Annotated in this window: 17 protein-coding genes; 5 read left to right on the top strand and 12 right to left on the bottom strand. The window is 68.7% G+C overall.

Annotated features, from left to right (window positions below):
* Window positions 1-9: 9 nt before the first annotated feature.
* The 4 genes from hemC to FL344_RS11485 are packed head-to-tail and all read right to left on the bottom strand — an operon-like array spanning window position 10 to window position 3,590.
* The gene (gene hemC, locus FL344_RS11500) at window positions 10-954 is read right to left on the bottom strand and encodes a hydroxymethylbilane synthase (RefSeq protein ID WP_141618543.1); all 945 of its coding nucleotides are present in this window, start codon (window positions 952-954) and stop codon (window positions 10-12) included.
* Complete coding sequence (hemA, locus tag FL344_RS11495) at window positions 951-2,276, bottom strand: glutamyl-tRNA reductase (RefSeq protein ID WP_141589084.1); 1,326 nt, start codon at window positions 2,274-2,276, stop codon at window positions 951-953. Before hemA ends, hemC begins: the two co-directional genes overlap by 4 nt.
* A gap of 2 nt (window positions 2,277-2,278) precedes the next feature.
* Window positions 2,279-3,094 (bottom strand): inner membrane protein YpjD, encoded by an 816-nt coding sequence (locus FL344_RS11490; RefSeq protein WP_141589085.1) that lies wholly within the window; start codon window positions 3,092-3,094, stop codon window positions 2,279-2,281.
* A 34-nt stretch (window positions 3,095-3,128) separates the two neighbouring features.
* On the bottom strand, window positions 3,129-3,590 hold the full coding sequence (locus tag FL344_RS11485; protein WP_090489132.1) for a hypothetical protein: 462 nt from the start codon (window positions 3,588-3,590) through the stop codon (window positions 3,129-3,131).
* A gap of 99 nt (window positions 3,591-3,689) precedes the next feature.
* Between FL344_RS11485 and trxA the strand changes: the two genes are divergently transcribed.
* Window positions 3,690-4,022, top strand: coding sequence for a thioredoxin (gene trxA, locus FL344_RS11480; RefSeq protein ID WP_090489134.1), 333 nt, complete (start codon window positions 3,690-3,692; stop codon window positions 4,020-4,022).
* Between the two features lie 76 nt (window positions 4,023-4,098).
* Here the strand turns inward: trxA and FL344_RS11475 are convergent, their stop codons facing one another.
* Complete coding sequence (locus FL344_RS11475; protein WP_228564956.1) at window positions 4,099-4,800, bottom strand: polyphosphate kinase 2 family protein; 702 nt, start codon at window positions 4,798-4,800, stop codon at window positions 4,099-4,101.
* 177 nt (window positions 4,801-4,977) lie between these two features.
* Between FL344_RS11475 and FL344_RS11470 the strand changes: the two genes are divergently transcribed.
* A complete protein-coding gene (locus FL344_RS11470) occupies window positions 4,978-5,313 on the top strand; it encodes a hypothetical protein (RefSeq protein ID WP_090489138.1) in 336 nt (111 codons plus the stop codon).
* Window positions 5,314-5,368: 55 nt separating this feature from the next.
* Here the strand turns inward: FL344_RS11470 and FL344_RS11465 are convergent, their stop codons facing one another.
* From FL344_RS11465 to mreC, 5 genes are all read right to left on the bottom strand, one after another.
* Complete coding sequence (locus FL344_RS11465; protein ID WP_141618541.1) at window positions 5,369-6,058, bottom strand: PilZ domain-containing protein; 690 nt, start codon at window positions 6,056-6,058, stop codon at window positions 5,369-5,371.
* Between the two features lie 127 nt (window positions 6,059-6,185).
* Window positions 6,186-7,313 (bottom strand): rod shape-determining protein RodA, encoded by a 1,128-nt coding sequence (gene rodA, locus FL344_RS11460; protein ID WP_141589134.1) that lies wholly within the window; start codon window positions 7,311-7,313, stop codon window positions 6,186-6,188.
* Window positions 7,314-7,320: 7 nt separating this feature from the next.
* Window positions 7,321-9,360: a penicillin-binding protein 2 gene (gene mrdA, locus FL344_RS11455; protein WP_141618540.1), complete on the bottom strand. Its 2,040-nt coding sequence runs from the start codon at window positions 9,358-9,360 to the stop codon at window positions 7,321-7,323.
* A complete protein-coding gene (locus tag FL344_RS11450) occupies window positions 9,357-9,857 on the bottom strand; it encodes a hypothetical protein (RefSeq protein WP_090489146.1) in 501 nt (166 codons plus the stop codon). The genes mrdA and FL344_RS11450 overlap by 4 nt, the downstream gene beginning before the upstream one ends.
* Window positions 9,854-10,714, bottom strand: coding sequence for a rod shape-determining protein MreC (gene mreC / locus FL344_RS11445; protein ID WP_011552715.1), 861 nt, complete (start codon window positions 10,712-10,714; stop codon window positions 9,854-9,856). Before mreC ends, FL344_RS11450 begins: the two co-directional genes overlap by 4 nt.
* 211 nt (window positions 10,715-10,925) lie before the next feature.
* On the opposite strand from mreC, the gene FL344_RS11440 reads away from it, so the two are divergent.
* Window positions 10,926-12,491 carry a peptidylprolyl isomerase gene (locus tag FL344_RS11440; RefSeq protein WP_194863080.1) on the top strand — a complete coding sequence of 522 codons (1,566 nt, stop codon included), beginning with the start codon at window positions 10,926-10,928 and terminating at the stop codon, window positions 12,489-12,491.
* 105 nt (window positions 12,492-12,596) lie between these two features.
* Here FL344_RS11440 and FL344_RS11435 read toward each other — a convergent pair whose 3' ends face one another.
* Entirely contained in the window at window positions 12,597-13,691 is a 1,095-nt protein-coding gene (locus FL344_RS11435) for a sensor domain-containing diguanylate cyclase (protein ID WP_141589090.1), read from the bottom strand.
* Between the two features lie 53 nt (window positions 13,692-13,744).
* On the opposite strand from FL344_RS11435, the gene FL344_RS11430 reads away from it, so the two are divergent.
* Together FL344_RS11430 and FL344_RS11425 are read left to right on the top strand one after the other, a co-directional pair.
* Window positions 13,745-14,341 carry a nucleoside triphosphate pyrophosphatase gene (locus FL344_RS11430; RefSeq protein ID WP_141618538.1) on the top strand — a complete coding sequence of 199 codons (597 nt, stop codon included), beginning with the start codon at window positions 13,745-13,747 and terminating at the stop codon, window positions 14,339-14,341.
* Window positions 14,338-15,021, top strand: a complete 684-nt coding sequence (locus FL344_RS11425) for a YggS family pyridoxal phosphate-dependent enzyme (protein WP_141589092.1) — start codon at window positions 14,338-14,340, stop codon at window positions 15,019-15,021. Before FL344_RS11430 ends, FL344_RS11425 begins: the two co-directional genes overlap by 4 nt.
* Here the strand turns inward: FL344_RS11425 and FL344_RS11420 are convergent.
* Entirely contained in the window at window positions 15,008-15,229 is a 222-nt protein-coding gene (locus FL344_RS11420) for a hypothetical protein (RefSeq protein ID WP_090489156.1), read from the bottom strand. The two genes, FL344_RS11425 and FL344_RS11420, sit on opposite strands and share 14 nt — an antisense overlap.
* Between the last annotated feature and the right edge of the window lie 45 nt (window positions 15,230-15,274).

The following is a 15,274-nucleotide window of genomic DNA, read 5'->3' as shown; positions in this document are numbered from 1 at the left end:
AGCCGCAGTCTAGGACTCCCGCGCCTCGGAGCGGCGCGCGAAATCACGCAAGATGTCCGCCGCCCCACGAGACAGCAGGTCATCCGCCAGGGATTCACCCAGTGCATGGGCCTGCGACACGGGGCCGCGCACCTCGCCCCGCACCACGTGTGTGCCATCCGGACGGCCCACGAGTCCGCGCAGGAAGACGGTGTCGCCCGACACGATGGCATGCCCGGCCAGGGGCACGGTGCAGCCCCCCTCCAGCTTCGCCAGCAGCGCGCGCTCGGCGGTGACGGCGATGCGCGTGGTGGCGTGCTCCAGCGGCTCCAGCAGCGCGCGCACGCGCGCATCGTCCGTGCGGCACTGGATGGCCAGCACGCCCTGCCCCACCGCGGGCAGGCTCACCTCGGGCGGCAGCACCTGGGTGATGACGTCCTCCAGACCCAGGCGCTTGAGTCCGGCGTAGGCCAGCAGCGCCCCCGCGAGCCCCTGCTCCCGCGTCCTCGCCAGGCGCGTCTGCACGTTGCCGCGCACGCTGACGATCTCCACGTCCGGCCGGCGCGAGCGCAGGATGCAGCTCCGGCGCAGCGACGACGTGCCCACGCGCGCGCCCTGCGGAAGCGTGTCCAACGTCAGCCCGCCCAGGCCACAGAAGACGTCGCGCGGATCCTCCCGCTCCGGCACCGCCGCGAGCGTCAGCCCTTCCGGGAACACGGACGTCATGTCCTTGAGGCTGTGCACGGCGATGTCCGCGCGGCCGTCGAGCAGCGCCTGTTCGATTTCCTTCACGAACAAGCCCTTGCCGCCCACCGCGGACAACGGCGCGGACAGGAAGCGGTCGCCCTCGGTGGTCATCTCCACCAGGGTCACTTCCACACCGGGATGCCGCGAGGTCAGCAGCGCGCCCACGTGGCGCGCCTGCCAGAGCGCCAGGGGACTCTGCCGGGTGGCGATGCGCACGTGCGTCATCACTTGCCCCCCGTGGCGACCTGGACTGGCGCGGCCATGACGGAGGGCGCGGCGGCGGCGGTGCCGACCTCCTCCTCCAGCAGACCGAACAGCTCGGCGGCGGCACCCGCCAGGCGGTTGCCCTCCCCTTCCGGCCCCACGGCGCGCAGCCGCGCGGTGGGCTCATGCAGCAGCTTGTTGACGATGGCTCGGCCCATGGCCTCGATGCTCTTGCGTTGCTTGTCGTTGAGTCCGTCGCCCAGGGCGCCCAGCGTGCGCTCCACCTCGGAGCGGGCAATGGCTTCCGCGCGCTGACGCAGTCGCGCCAGCACCGGCGTGCCCTCACGCAGCGCACGCTCCTTGACGAAACGCGCTACTTCCTGCGCGACGAGCACGCCCGCCTTCTGCGCCTCTTCCGCGCGCGCCGCGGCGTTGTCCGCGACGAACTTCTGGATGTCGTCCACGTCGTATGCATGTACCCAGTCCAGCGTGCCCACCGCCGGATCGATGTCGCGAGGCACCGCCAGGTCCACCATGAACAGCGGCCGCCCCCGGCGTCCGCGCCCCAGCGCGCCCACGTTGTCCCGCGTGAAGAGCGGCGCCTGCGACGCCGTGCTGCACACCACCACGTCCGCCGCGGCCACCAGACCGAGCAGTTCCTCGAAGGGCCGCGCCTGTCCGCCCACCTCCGCCGCCAGCGCCTCCGCGCGCGACAGGGTGCGGTTGGTGACGTAGAGCTTCGACGCACCGGCCTGCTTCAGGTGGCGCGCCGCCAGCTCGCCCATCTCCCCCGCGCCCACCACCAGCACCGTCTTGCCCGCGAGCCCGTCGAACACCTTGCTGGCCAGCTGCACCGCCGCCGCCGCCATGGATGTGGCCGCGCGGCCAATGGCCGTCTCCGTGCGCACGCGCTTGGCGCAGCTGAAGGCGGCCGCGCACGCGCGCATCATCTCACCGCGCACCGCGCCCGCGCCCTGGCCCCGCTCGAAGGCTTCCTTCACCTGGCCCAGAATCTGGGCCTCGCCCAGCACCATGGAGTCCAGGCTGCAGGCCACGCGGAACAGGTGCACCAGCGCCGCCTCGCCCTGGTGCTCGTAGAGGTGCTCCAGGGCTTCCACGCCGCCCAGCACCTGCAGTTCCGTCAACGCGCGCTGCCGCGCCATCGCCGCGTCCGGCGCGAACAGGTACACCTCCACGCGGTTGCAGGTGGACACCCAGAGGGCCTCCACGGGCGCCTGGGCCAGCCGCTGGAGCACGTCCACCTGACGCGACTCCGGCAAGGCCAGTCGCTCGCGGACGGTGAGGGGCGCCGTCCGGTGGGACAGGCCAATGCAAATGAGCTCCATACTCAGGGCATCCTCATGGCCGCCGAGGGCGACGACACGTCATACGAGGACAGGAAGGACACCATGACCAGGCAGAACCCCGCCATGGTGAGGAAGGCCACCCGCCGCCCCCGCCAGCCCGCAACGGAACGCGCCACCAGCAGCGCGGCGAAGACCGCCCACGCAACGAGGGTGGCCAGCGTCTTCCCATCCACGGTCCAGGGGCCCGGCGCGGTGCCCACGAAGAAGGCCCCCGTGGCGAGCGTGATGGACAGCGCCAGGAAGCCCCACACCACCAGGCGCCGGTTCAGCGTGTCCAGGAACTCCAGGGAGGGCAGGCGGGAGAACAGCAACCCGAAGCGCTTCGCCTTCACCTGCCGCTCCATGAGCACGTACATGACGCCCACGCCCGCGGCGACCGCGAACGCGGCCAACCCCATCAGCGCCAGGGTGATGTGCAGCGGCAACAGCGGCTGACGCACCCCGGGAGGCAGCGGCGCTTGCCCGCCCTGCATCAGCAGACCGGGCAGCAGCGCGGCCAGCGCCAGCGGCGTGAGAAAGGCGCCGATGACGGGCCGGCGGTAGCGCACATCCAGGAACAGGAAGATGACCAGCAGCAGGAAGGCCAGCGCGGAGAAGCCTTGCGCCAGGCCCACCGGCCGCCCGCTCTGCACCCCGAGCAACTCGAAGAGCGCCACGCCATGCAGCGCCAATCCACCGCCCACCAACACACGCCCGGCCGTGGCCAGGGCCTCGGACTGGCGGACCAGGTAGGCCAGATAGACGACAGCGGCGATGCCATAGGCGTGGCAGGCGAGCGAGACGAGCGTGTGGCTCATAGGGGCAGGCTCATAACCACGGAAGACGGGCGAATCAGCCCATCTTGTTGAGGATGAAGGCAGCCAGAAGGTCTGCTTCAGAGTCCGGTTTCTTGTCCGCGCCCTCTGGCCTGGGCGCGCCGGCGGCGACCTCCGCTACATACCCTGGAACAACCTCATAGGCGTTGTCCCCCACCAGCACCGAGTCGGCCATCTGCTCGGCACCCAGTCGGGCAAGTTGCTCCTCGGTCTTCACCCGGGCCACCAACCCCTGGGTGTCTTCGCCCGACACGAGCTGGACGAAGTGGACCGCGGGCGTGAGGGGGAAGGCCACGCCGCCTTCCGCCATCACCACCAGCCGGCCTTCGCGCAGGTCTGCTTTGTCCGCCAGCGCCCACTCCTCGAGCTGGGTCTGGGGCAGGAAGAGCTTCGTCACGCCTTCCAGCTTACACCAGCCACCCCTCCCCCGGGGGAACGCTTGGGGGAAATGGTTGAAACAGGCGCCATCCATCCGCATCTGAGCCGCCAGATTGGCTGATGGCCGGCCGATCCTTGCAGGCCCACCGGACGCGTACTACACGCGGCGGAGGTGCCCGGACAGGCACGAGGAGACACCATGGCAGGCGCGGACGTGACGAACATCGGGGATGGCGACTTCAAGCAGCAGGTCCTGGACTCCCAGGAGCCCGTGCTGGTGGATTTCTGGGCGACGTGGTGCGCGCCGTGCCGCGCCATCGCGCCCTCCATCGAAGCGCTGGCCTCGCAGTACAAGGGGCAGGTGAAGTTCACCAAGCTCAACATCGATGAGAACCAGGACACGCCCCAGGAGTACGGCATCCGTTCCATCCCCACCCTGCTCCTGTTCAAGGGCGGCCGCGTGGTGGAGCAGATTGTCGGCGCGGTGCCCAAGGCCCGCATCGAAGACGCCGTGAAGAAGGCCCTGACGTAGACTTGCCGCTGCGGGGTCGGGCGCGCGAGAGAGCCCCTGCTGCTCTTCCGCGCACCACCCGTGGCCTCCTCCTGTCTCAGCTCAGCAACTCCACGCAGCGGCGGAGCACCTCCAACCGCGAGTAGCGCTTGTCGTTCCCTGGCACCACGTGCCACGGCGCGTCGGGGCGGTGCGTGCGGTCCAGCATCTCTTGGATGGCCGCTTCGTACTTCTTCCACTTCGCCCGGTTCCGCCAGTCCTCGGGCCCCAGCTTGTAGCGCTTGGCCGGGTCCGCCTCGCGCTCGCGAAACCGCTGCAGCTGCGTCTTCTTGTCGATGTGGATGAAGAACTTCACCATCCGCACACCGTCCGCGGTGAGCATGTGTTCAAAAGCATTGATTTCATCGTAGGCGCGCCGCCATTCCGCCGGCTTCGCGAAGCCCTCGACCCGCTCCACCAGCACCCGGCCGTACCAGCTCCGGTCGAACATGCAGACCTCGCCCGCGCCCGGCGTCTTGCGCCAGAAGCGCCACAGGTAATGGTGTCTGCGCTCCTCCTCTGACGGCGAGGAGATGGGCCAGACCTTGTAACCACGCGGGTCCATCAGCGTGGTGAGCCTGCGAATGGCGCCGCCCTTGCCGGAGGCGTCCCAGCCCTCGAAGACGATGACGGCCTTTCGCCCCGCCAGGTAGTTCTGGATCTGCAGCTCGAAGACGCGCTCCTGGAGCGTCTTGAGCGTCTTCTCATATTTCGCGTGTTCACCCGCCGAGACAGACGGGTCGACCGCTGCGAGTGTCACAGTGCCATGAGGACATACGGGAAACACGTATCCATTTGCAGTCTTGTCATCAATTTTTTGAGATCGTTTACGAGTCAAGACAGACCCTCCAAGGTTGTATTGACAGCGATGACTTCAACCGCCAAATAGGCACATAGCAGTGTCTGTGTTGGCTGACTGTTTTCACTTGGAGTATTCATGGCACGTCCACGCAAAGAATTGTCCACCGTCCCGCTGACGCCGGCCATGGTGAACTGGGCCGAAGCCTTGGGAGACGCCATTGGACGCGGCATGCTGCGCGCGCTCAACGACGGGATGCCCAGGCTGGGCAGCACCTCGCCCAGCTCTACCGCGCTCACCGCGGGCCGGCGCCGCGGCCGTCCGCCGAAGGTGATGGCGGGCGCCAGCCTGGTTTCACTGGATCGCCGTTGCACCATGGAGGGCTGTACTCGCGAACAGCGCTCGAAGGGTCTGTGCTCCGCGCACTACCAGGCCGAACGCCGCCGCCAGATTTCGGGCAGCAAGTCGGCCTGAGTGCCTGCACACCGGACACCCGCCCACGGCCCTGGGCGATGACCGGTCCAACGCATCAGCCCTGCCAAGGGTCGGAAACGGACGACGTCGCCTTGAGCAGCTCCCAGGCCGCCAGCACGTCCACCACGCGCTCCACCTCGTTGGGCAGGGAGCGAGCCCGCTGGGACTTGAGGTAGTCCTCCGCGAAGGCCCTCAGCCGCATCCCCACGAAGAGCCGCGCCAGTGCCACCTCCGTCTGACCGCTGAAGTCGAGGAAGCGCACGCCAAAGCCGCTGCGGCCCTCCGGCCCGTTCCCCCGCTCCTCCCGCACGATTTCCGCGCGCGCCTGCACGGGCGCGGCGCCCGGCTCCAGCGCGAAGCGCACGCCCAGCACGGTGCCCAGCGGCAAGTAGAAGGTGCTCTCCAGGAACGCCCCGCTGACGCTGACGTTGACGGACACGAGGCTCGCCTCGAAGCGACGCTCGCCCGCCTCGTCATCCACCCACACCTCGAAGCGCGTGGCGAGCTGGGCGCGGGGGAAGTGACGGTGCTCCGCCTCGCCCTGGTTCATCTCAATCAACGGCGTGAAGGTCGCTTTCGGCTCGGGACTCACCGCCGCCACGTTGCCACCAGGACGCGCCGGAACCACCGCGGGGCGGACCTCCTTCGCCAGCGCCGCGACCTGCGCTGGCGCTCGCGCGGGCGCGCGCACCGGCGCCTCCACCCGCGTGCTCCCGACTGCCTTCTGGCCACCCTTCCTCTGCATGATGCGTCCTCATCTGCCCGGGAGGGCTCGCCCTCCACGTGCGTTGGTGGGGTGATTCATACACCACCCCATGCCGCGCGCCGAGAAACGCTTGCGCCCGTCTCGCGAGGATAAATTCCGGAATTTCTCAGAACATGTGACGGCGCATGCTGATGTTCACCAGCAAGCCGATGCTGAGCATCACGGAAAGCAGGGATGAGCCGCCATAACTCATCAACGGCAGGGTGATTCCCGTCACCGGCAGCAGGCCAATCACCATGCCGATGTTCTCGAACACCTGCCAGAAGAGCATCGCCACGACGCCCACCGCGACGAAGGCGCCGAACCTGTCACGCGCGTTGAAACCCACGCCCAGGCCGAAGATGAAGATGGCGCCGTAGAGCACCAGCAGGACGATGCACATGACGAAGCCATGCTCCTCCGCCCACACGGAGAAGATGAAGTCGGTGTGCTGCTCGGGCAGGAAGCGCAGGCCCGTCTGGGTGCCCTCGCGCCAGCCCTTGCCGGACACGCCGCCGCTGCCCACCGCGATTTTCGACTGCGCCGCGTGATAGCCGCTGCCGCGCAGGTCTGCCTCGGGGTCCAGCCAGCCGGAGATGCGCTGGCTCTGGTGCTTCTTCAGGTGGTGCCGGACGATGGTGGGCCGAGGCTCCGGCACGTCGCGGATGTAGTCATTCCAGATGACGATGCCCGCGGCGAACACGCCCGCCACCAGCGTGGCCACCAGGTACCAGCGCACCTTCCCGAAGAGGATGATGGTGAGCGACGACAGGCCAATCATCAGCGCGGTGCCCAGGTCCGGCTGCACCAGCACCAGCGCGAAGGGCACGAAGACGACGAGCACCGGCTTCCACAGCCGCGTCAGGCTGTAGGAGGGCGCATTGGGCTGGAAGTCATCGTGATAGACCTTGGCCAGCATCAGCACGACGCCAATCTTCATGAACTCCGCGGGCTGCATGCGGAACGGGCCGATGACGAACCAGCTCTCCGCGCCCTTGGCCGTGTGGCCGAAGAAGCGCAACGCGATGAGCAGCAGGATGTTGCCCACGTAGATGGGCAGCGCCATGCGCTGAATCCACCGGTAGTCCACCAGGCACACCACCAGCACGGCGACCATGCTGATGCCCAGGTAGGCCATCTGCGAGCCCCAGACGGGCGAGTGCGGCGGCCGTGACGCCGAGGCGAGGTTCCAGATGCCCAGCCCGCACACCGCCAGCACGGAGAAGATGAGGCCCCAGGGGATGTGGGGCACCATCCGGCGCTCAATCCGCAGTTGCACGCGTGCGGTCCTCTTCATCGCCCGGAAGCCGGGCCGGTGGCCGTACCCTTCGCGTCAGCGCCGCCTCGTCGGCTGAGGGCGCGCGCGTCACGGAGGACGGCGTGTAGGGCTGGTTGGGACGCGGCGGCGGCGCCGTGGCGTCCTCCTTCTTCAGATCGAAGTACTTCTGGAACACCGCCATCGCGGTGGGCGCCGCGTCCGCACCGCCGCTGCCGCCGTGCTCGTTGAGCACGACGATGGCCAGCTCCGGCTTGTCCGCCGGCGCGAAGCCCGCGTACCAGGCGTGGTCGCGCTCGAAGTAGCTCATCTGGTGCTTCTTCAAGCGAATCGCCCCCAGGCGGGTCACCTGCGTGGTGCCCGTCTTGGACGCCACCAGGATGTCCTTGTCCCGCATGTGATTCATGCGCGCGCGGTAGGCGGTGCCGCCCGGCTCGTGCGCCACCACCACCAGGCTGTCCACCACCGCCTTGAGGTGCGCGGGCGACAGGTCCACCTTGCGCACCACCTCCGGTTGGAACGACTCGATGGTCTGCCCGTCCAGGTCCTCCAGACGGTTCACCATCTGCGGCTTGTAGAGGGTACCGCCGTTGGCGATGGCCGCGTACACCAGCGCGAGTTGGAGCGGCGTGACGTTGGTGTCGCCCTGACCAATGGAGCTGTTGAGCGCCATGCCCTTGGTGTAGCCGCCGGGCGACGCCTTGTCGTGGTAGGCGCTGGTCGGCATGATGCCTGGCACCTCCGCCACCACGTTGACGCCCGTGGGGCTGCCCAGGCCCAGGGCCTTGCCCATCTCTCCGATGGGGTCCAGGCCGATGGTGTCCGCCACCTTGTAGTACCAGGTGTCGCACGACGACTTCATGGCGGTGTATCCATTCATGAGCCCGTGCCCGGCATCCTTGTGGCAACGCCAGGTGCGCGCGCCCAGGCGGTAGCCACCGGGGCAGTTCACCACCGTCTCCGGACGGAAGGCGCCGGACTTGAACGCGGCCAGGGCGGTGACGACCTTGAAGGTGGAGCCCGGGCTGTAGTGCTCGGCGGCCACGCGGTTGATCATCGGGTCCAGCGGATCTCTCGACAGGAGCGCCATCTGCGCGGGCGTCACGCGGCCGGTGAGCAGGTTGGGGTCGAAGCCCGGGCGCGACACCAGCGCGCGGATGAAGCCCGTGTTGACGTCGATGGCGACCACCGCCCCCGCCACGCCGGGGAAGGCCCGCTCCGCCTCCTCCTGCAACCGCATGTCGATGGACAGCACCAGGTTGCTGCCCGGACGCGGCGACACCACGGCGTTTTCGCCCAGCTTGTCGTTCAGCTCTTCAATGGTCTGCCCGCGCGCGTTCACCACTTCCTTGCGCACGCCGTCGGTGCCGCGCAGGCGCTGCTCGAAGTAGCGCTCCAGCCCGCGCCGGCCAATGTAGTCCCCCAGGGCGTAGCGGGCGCCGTCGCCATTGAGGCGCTCCAGCTCCTCCTGGGTGATTTCATTCATGTAGCCCAGCACGTGCGACAGCACGGAGTTGGTGCGGTAGTGCCGGTGCGGCACGGGCGCCACCTCCACGCCGTCCAGGATGTCGCGGCGCGCGGCCAGCCGGTCGTACTCGTCGCGCGACAGGTCCACGCGCACCGGCACCGGCTGGAAGGGGGCGTTGCGCCGCCCCATGCGCACCATGTCCTCCACCTTCTTGCGCTGGTCCGGGTCCCACTGGAGCAGCTCCGCCAGGCGGGGGATGACCTGCTCGTAGCAGTCGGTGCAGAAGGCCGGGGTGATGAAGGCGTCGAAGGACGGACGGCTGTCCACCAGGATGGTGCCGCGCGCGTCCTTGATGACGCCGCGGTCGGCGCGCAGCCGCACCTGCTTGACGAAGTTGGCCACGCTCTTGGCGGCGTACTCCTCGCCCCGGGTGATTTGCAGGCGGTAGAGCTGGATGGAAATCAGCCCCAGGCCCGCCACCATGGCCAGGCCCAGCCACAGGAAGCGCCGCTTGAGCTCGCGCCCCGGCGTCGTGTTACCCAAGGTGGGTGGCGTCACCGCAGCAACCCCGCGGGCCGCTCCTGAGACGCCTCGAAGCGCCGCAGCAAGGGGTAGAGCGCCAGCGCCGCGAGGCCCGTGAGCGCCACCTGCAGCGGCATCTCCGCCAGCTGCGAGCCCGGACCGTCCTCCTTCACCGTCAGCCAGGTGAAGAAGGTGGCCAGCAGCGAATGGCCCACGTCCGCGCCCATGGCGAACAAGGCGAAGGCCAGCGGACCCCGGACCTCCACGAAGGTCGGCACCAGCCTTCCCACCAGGAAGATGAACACGGCCAGGAAGGTGTAGAGCCAGGTGGGCTGCCCGCTCATCAGGTCGAGCAGATACCCCACGGAGAAGGCGGAGAAGGTCCCTTCGAGCAGCGAGGCCCGCAGGGCCAGGAACGCCACCAACACCACGGTGACGTCAATCCGGCCGAGCTCCAGACCCGCCTGCTTCACCAGGACCGATTCCAGCGTGAGCAACGCCAGCGCCAGTGCGACGGACACCAGGAACTTCATTTCGACGCGCCCTCCGCGGCGCTGCCCGGCGCCATGGCGCTGTAGGGGCTGCCCACCACCAACACCTCTTCCAGCTTGCTCGTATCCACCGCCGGAACGATGTCCGCGCCCTGGAACATGCCGTGCTCCTTCTTCTCCAGGTTCGTCACGCGTCCCACCACCACACCGGGCGGATAGATGCCGTCCGTACCCGCGGTGATGATGAGGTCACCGTCCTCCACATCCTCGGTGCGCAGCATGTTCTCCAACTTCAGGGGCCCGCCTCCCGTTCCCGCCGCCGTGCCCCGGGCCCGCGAGCGCTGCACACGCACCGCCACCCGGCTCTGCGGGTCCGTCACCAGCGCCACATCCGCATACCCGCCCGTCGCCCGAATGACCTGTCCCACGATTCCATCCGGCGTCACCACGGACATGCCGCGAAACACACCCTGCTGCTCACCACTGCTGATGCGGACCGACAGCAGCTTCGCCACCGGATTGACGCCCACCACCCGCGCGGGGATTTCCGGCCCGGGCTCGGCCTCCGCGTAGTTGAGCAGCTTGCGCAGCCGCTCGTTCTCCATCCGTGACTCCCCCAGGGACTGCACCGCCGCGCGCAGTTGGAGGTTCTCCAAGCGCAATGCGTCATTCTCCTGCCGCACGCCTCGGAGGTCCAGGTAGTTCTGGACCCCGGCCACCCCACCCTCAATGACGGACGTCAGCCCCTGTTGCACGGGGGACGCCACGGCGATGATCGCCCGGTCGACGAAGTTGGGTTCCCTGCCCTTCCGGCCACCGAGCAGGAAGGCCACCAGCGGCGAAAGGAGCAGGAAGCCCACGATGAGGGGGCGGTAGTACCGCTTCAGGAGCGACCACACAGGCAGGAGTTTCCGGGGGTGTAATGGGGGAGCAGGGGCTGGCTAAGGGCTCTAAATCGCTTGCATTTTCCGGTGCGTTATCCTAGGCAGTCAAGGCCTGCATGGGGGGCGGTTCCTGGTCCACCACCCACCGGCCGGGCTACCAACAACACCGCGTCGCGAGTCCTTCCGCACGGCTTTTCTCGGCGCGTTTGCCCCAGAAGTGACGACAATGGACGGTCTGAATCCCCGGAAGGTTGCCTCGCTCCTGTTCATCATCGGCATCGCGGTGGTGTTCACGCTCCAGTTCGGCCCGGGCAGCTCTGGCTTCGGCGCCACGGGTGGGGCGACGGCGCCCGGTTCGGTGGCCTCGGTGAACGGCAAGGAAATCCCGCTGCGTGACTTCGCGGCGGCCTGGGCCCAGCAGATGAGCTTCCTGCGCTCGCAGGGCAGCCCGGTGCCCGAGTCGCTCGCCCGCCAGTTCGGCATGCATAACCAGGTGCTCGACCGGCTGGTGAACACGGAGCTGCTGGCCCAGGCGGCCGAGCGCCACGGCATCGCCGCGTCGGACGATGAGCTGCGCAAGCTCATCCACCAGAACACGGACTTCCAGAAGGATGGCCAGTTCGACTTCGAGCGCTACCAGCAGGTGCTGCGCGACTTCTACCGGAAGTCCCCGCAGGACTTCGAGGCGGAGCTGCGCCGGCAGCTGGCGGCCCAGAAGATGATGAACGTGGTGCGCGGCAACGCGGTGGTGTCGGACGACGAGGTCCGCGCCCGCTTCGAGAAGGAAGGCAACCAGGCGAAGGTCGTCTTCGCGCGCTTCCTGCCGGCCATGTACGCCGACAAGGTCCCCAACCCCACCGCGGCGCAGCTGACCGAGTGGAAGAAGGCGCACGAGAAGGACATCAAGGAGTACTTCGAGGCCAACCGCTTCGTGTACCAGCAGCCGGAGCGCATCCGTGCGCGGCAGGTGCTGGTGAAGCTGTCCCCGGAGGCCACCGCCGACCAGAAGAAGGCGGCCCTGGAGAAGGCGCAGGCGCTGCGCAAGGAAATCGAGGGCGGCAAGGACTTCGCCCAGGTGGCGCGTGACAGCAGCGAGGACCCGGGCAGCAAGGCGCGCGGTGGCGACCTGGGCTGGGTGGAGCGCGGCAGCTGGGAACCGGCGCTGGCGGACGCGGCCTTCGCGCTGAAGCAGGGCGAGGTGACGCAACCGGTGGAGACGAAGTTCGGCGTGCACCTGGTGAAGGTGGATGAGAAGCAGGCCGCCCAGGACAAGAAGCTCGAGGACGTCCAGGACGAGATTGCCACCACGCTCTACAAGCAGGACCGCGCCAAGCAGCAGGCCCGCGCCGAGGCGGAGAAGGCGCTGGCCTCCGTCAAGGCGGGCCAGGACCTGAAGACGCTCTTCCCGCCGGAGAAGGAGCAGCCCGCGCTGCTGCGCTTCGAGACGGAGACGCGCCCGGAGGCCGTGGAGACGGACAGCTTCACCGCCGAGGGTGAGGCGGTGCCGCACCTGGGCCCCGCGCCCGAACTGGTGAAGGCGGCCTTCGCCGTCAGCGCCCCGCAGCCGCTCGACAACGTGTTCCCCATGGGTGAGGGCTTCGTGGTGGCGCAGGTGGTGGAGCGCCAGAAGCCGGACGCCGAGGGCTTCGAGAAGCGCAAGGAGGAACTGCGCACCCAGGCCCGTCAGGCCAAGCAGATTGAGCTGACGGAGTCCTTCCTCAAGGCGCTGCGTGAGCAGGGCTCGGTGGTGACGAACACCGCCGCCATCGACTCCGTGGTGGGCACCGGGTGAGTCCCGGCGTCCAACCGTGACGCCCCCGAGGGCCGGGCCGAGGGTACTCCCCTCCCCGGCCCTCTCTCATTGCGGGCTTCGCGACCAACAGGGCCGAAGCGCCAGCTACCGCTCCGGGAATTCGTGGGAGCCTGTGCCGCCGTTGGGAGCAATGGGCTCGGCGATGCAGAGCGCGTCCCGGCCCCGGGCCTTGGCCGCGTACATGGCGAAGTCCGCCGCGCGGATGAGGTCCAGCGCGGACGAGGCATGGTCCGGGTAGGTGGCCACGCCCACGCTGGCGGTGAGGCGCACGTCCAGGCCCTGCTCCAGGAGGAAGCCCCGCCCCCGAAAGGCCTCGCAGACGCGCTGGCCGATGACGGCCGCGCCCTCCGGGTCCGTCTCCACCAGCAACATGGCGAACTCGTCGCCGCCGTAGCGGAAGACGGCGTCCAGGTTCTGCCGGCCCAGGGTAATCAGCAGGTCCCCCACTTCCTTCAAGGTGGCGCTGCCCACCAGGTGGCCGTGGGTGTCGTTGATGCTCTTGAAGTGGTCCAGGTCCAGGAAGACGAGCGACAGCGGGTGGCTGAAGCGCTCCGAGCGCTTCACCTCCTGATCCAACAAGGCGCGCAGGTGCCGGGCGTTGTAGCAGCCGGTGTGCTCGTCCGTAATCGTCAACTCCTGCACCCGCCGGAAGTTGCGCGCGTTCTCAATCGCGATGGCCGCGTAGTCCGCGATGGCGGTGAGGATGGTGAGGTCCTCGTTGGTGAAGGGTGGGTCCATGGGCCCGTTCACCAGTTCGATGATGCCCAGGACCCGGCCCCGGGCCAGCAGCGGCACCGCGAGGATGGAGCGGGTGTGGAAGGCGGAGGCTTCATCGAAGCGTGGCGAGAAGCTGGGGTCCCCGCCCACGTCATGGACGAGCCGCGCCGCGCCGGACGTGAAGACGGCGCCGGCAATGCCCTCGCCCGGGTTGAGCTGGAGGCCCTTGAGCACGTCCGCGCCGTCACCTACCGCGATTTCGAAGTAGAGCTTTCCGGTACGCTCGTCCTGGAGGATGAGCGACCAGTTGCGAGGCAGCAGCAGGCTGCTGACCTTCTGCATCACCAGCGCCAGCACCTCGCGGAGCTCGAGCGTGGACGTCAGGGCCTTCGCCATCTCATTGAAGGCGGCCAACTGCTCCACTGTCCGCTTCATGGCCGACAGGAGGTCCGCGGGATTCATCCGTAGAGTCCACTCCGGGGCACAAGTCTGGTAAGGCCGGACCGAGCCGTAACATGCACATGAACGCAGATCAAACGTTGCTCGTCCTGGCCTCGGCGTCGCCGCGACGCAGGGAACTTCTGGCACAGCTGGACATCCGTTTCACCGTTTCCGCGGCGGACATCGACGAAACGCCCCACGCCGATGAGGCGGCGGAGGCCTACGTCGGGCGGCTCGCCCGGGAGAAGGCCCGCGTGGTGGCTTCCCGCCACCCGGGCGCCTGGGTGCTGGCCGCCGACACCACCGTCGCCCTGGGCGCCGAGCTGCTGGGCAAGCCCCGGGACGCCGAGGAAGCCCAGGCCATGCTCACGCGCCTGTCCGGGCGGACGCATGACGTCTACACGGGCGTGGCCCTGGCCGGCCGGCATGAGGAGACGCTGGTGGTCCGCACCCGCGTCACCTTCCGCTCACTGAGCTCCGGGGAGATGTCCTGGTACGCGAACAGCGGTGAGCCCCTGGACAAGGCGGGTGCCTACGCCATCCAGGGCAAGGGAGGTTTCCTGGTGGCGGGCGTGGAAGGCAGCACGTCCAACGTCGTGGGCCTGCCGCTGGGCGAGACCGTGGCCCTGCTGGAGCGGGCCGGCCTCCCCTTGCCTTGGAGGGCCAAATGAGCGGAAGCGTCGCGGAGCGGCTGGCGTCGGTGCGGGAGCGGGTGGCGGCGGCCTGTGCCCGGGCGGGGCGGCCGGTGGAGTCGGTGACGCTGGTGGCGGTGTCCAAGCTGAAGCCCGCGGACCTCATCCGCGAGGCCTATGCCGCCGGTCAGCGCGACTTCGGGGAGAACTACGCGCAGGAACTGCGGGACAAGGCCGCGGAGCTGGAGGACCTGGAGGGCCTGCGCTGGCATGCCATTGGGGCGCTCCAGACGAACAAGGTGAAGTACGTGGCGCGGGCGGCTGGGGCCTTCCACGCCCTGGACCGGCTGGAGGTCGCCCGCGAGCTGTCGAAGCGCCGCGAGGGCGCCCCGCCCCTGCCCGTCTACGTCGAGGTCAACGTGGGTGGCGAGGCCACCAAGAGCGGCCTGGCACCCGACGCGCTCGGCGTCTTCCTGGATGAGGTCCGCGCCCTGCCTGGCCTCCAGGCGGTGGGATTGATGGCGCTGCCGCCCCCCACGGAGGAAGAGGCCCGGGCCCGCGCGGACTTCCAGTCCCTGCGCGAGCTGGCCCGTGTGCACGGGCTGCCGGGCCTGTCCATGGGCACCACCCATGACTTCGAGTGGGCCATTGAAGAAGGCGCCACCGTCGTCCGGGTGGGCACCGCCATCTTCGGTGAGCGCGCGCTCAAATCTCCTTGAACTTCACCCGCCCCTCCGAGTTCACGCTGACCTTGAACTCGGAGCCGCAGTAGTTGCAGCGCACCTCGTCTCCCTGGGCGAGCGCATCATCCACGGGGTTGTTGGCGTTGCACGAAGGACAGTCGAAGTCCTTGTGCGCCTTGCCACCTCCGCGCGCGGATTCCTTCTCGTCATCGTCGAAGTCGAACGAACCGCCACCACCAGACATGTGCCCCTCCTGCGGGATGGCGCCCGACACCGCGGGCTGCCCCGC

It is taken from the genome of Myxococcus sp. AB036A (assembly GCF_006547355.1).
Classification (GTDB): domain Bacteria; phylum Myxococcota; class Myxococcia; order Myxococcales; family Myxococcaceae; genus Myxococcus; species Myxococcus virescens.
The sequence above is the reverse complement of the archived record's forward strand: the minus strand, read 5'-3'. Positions and strand labels throughout refer to the sequence as shown.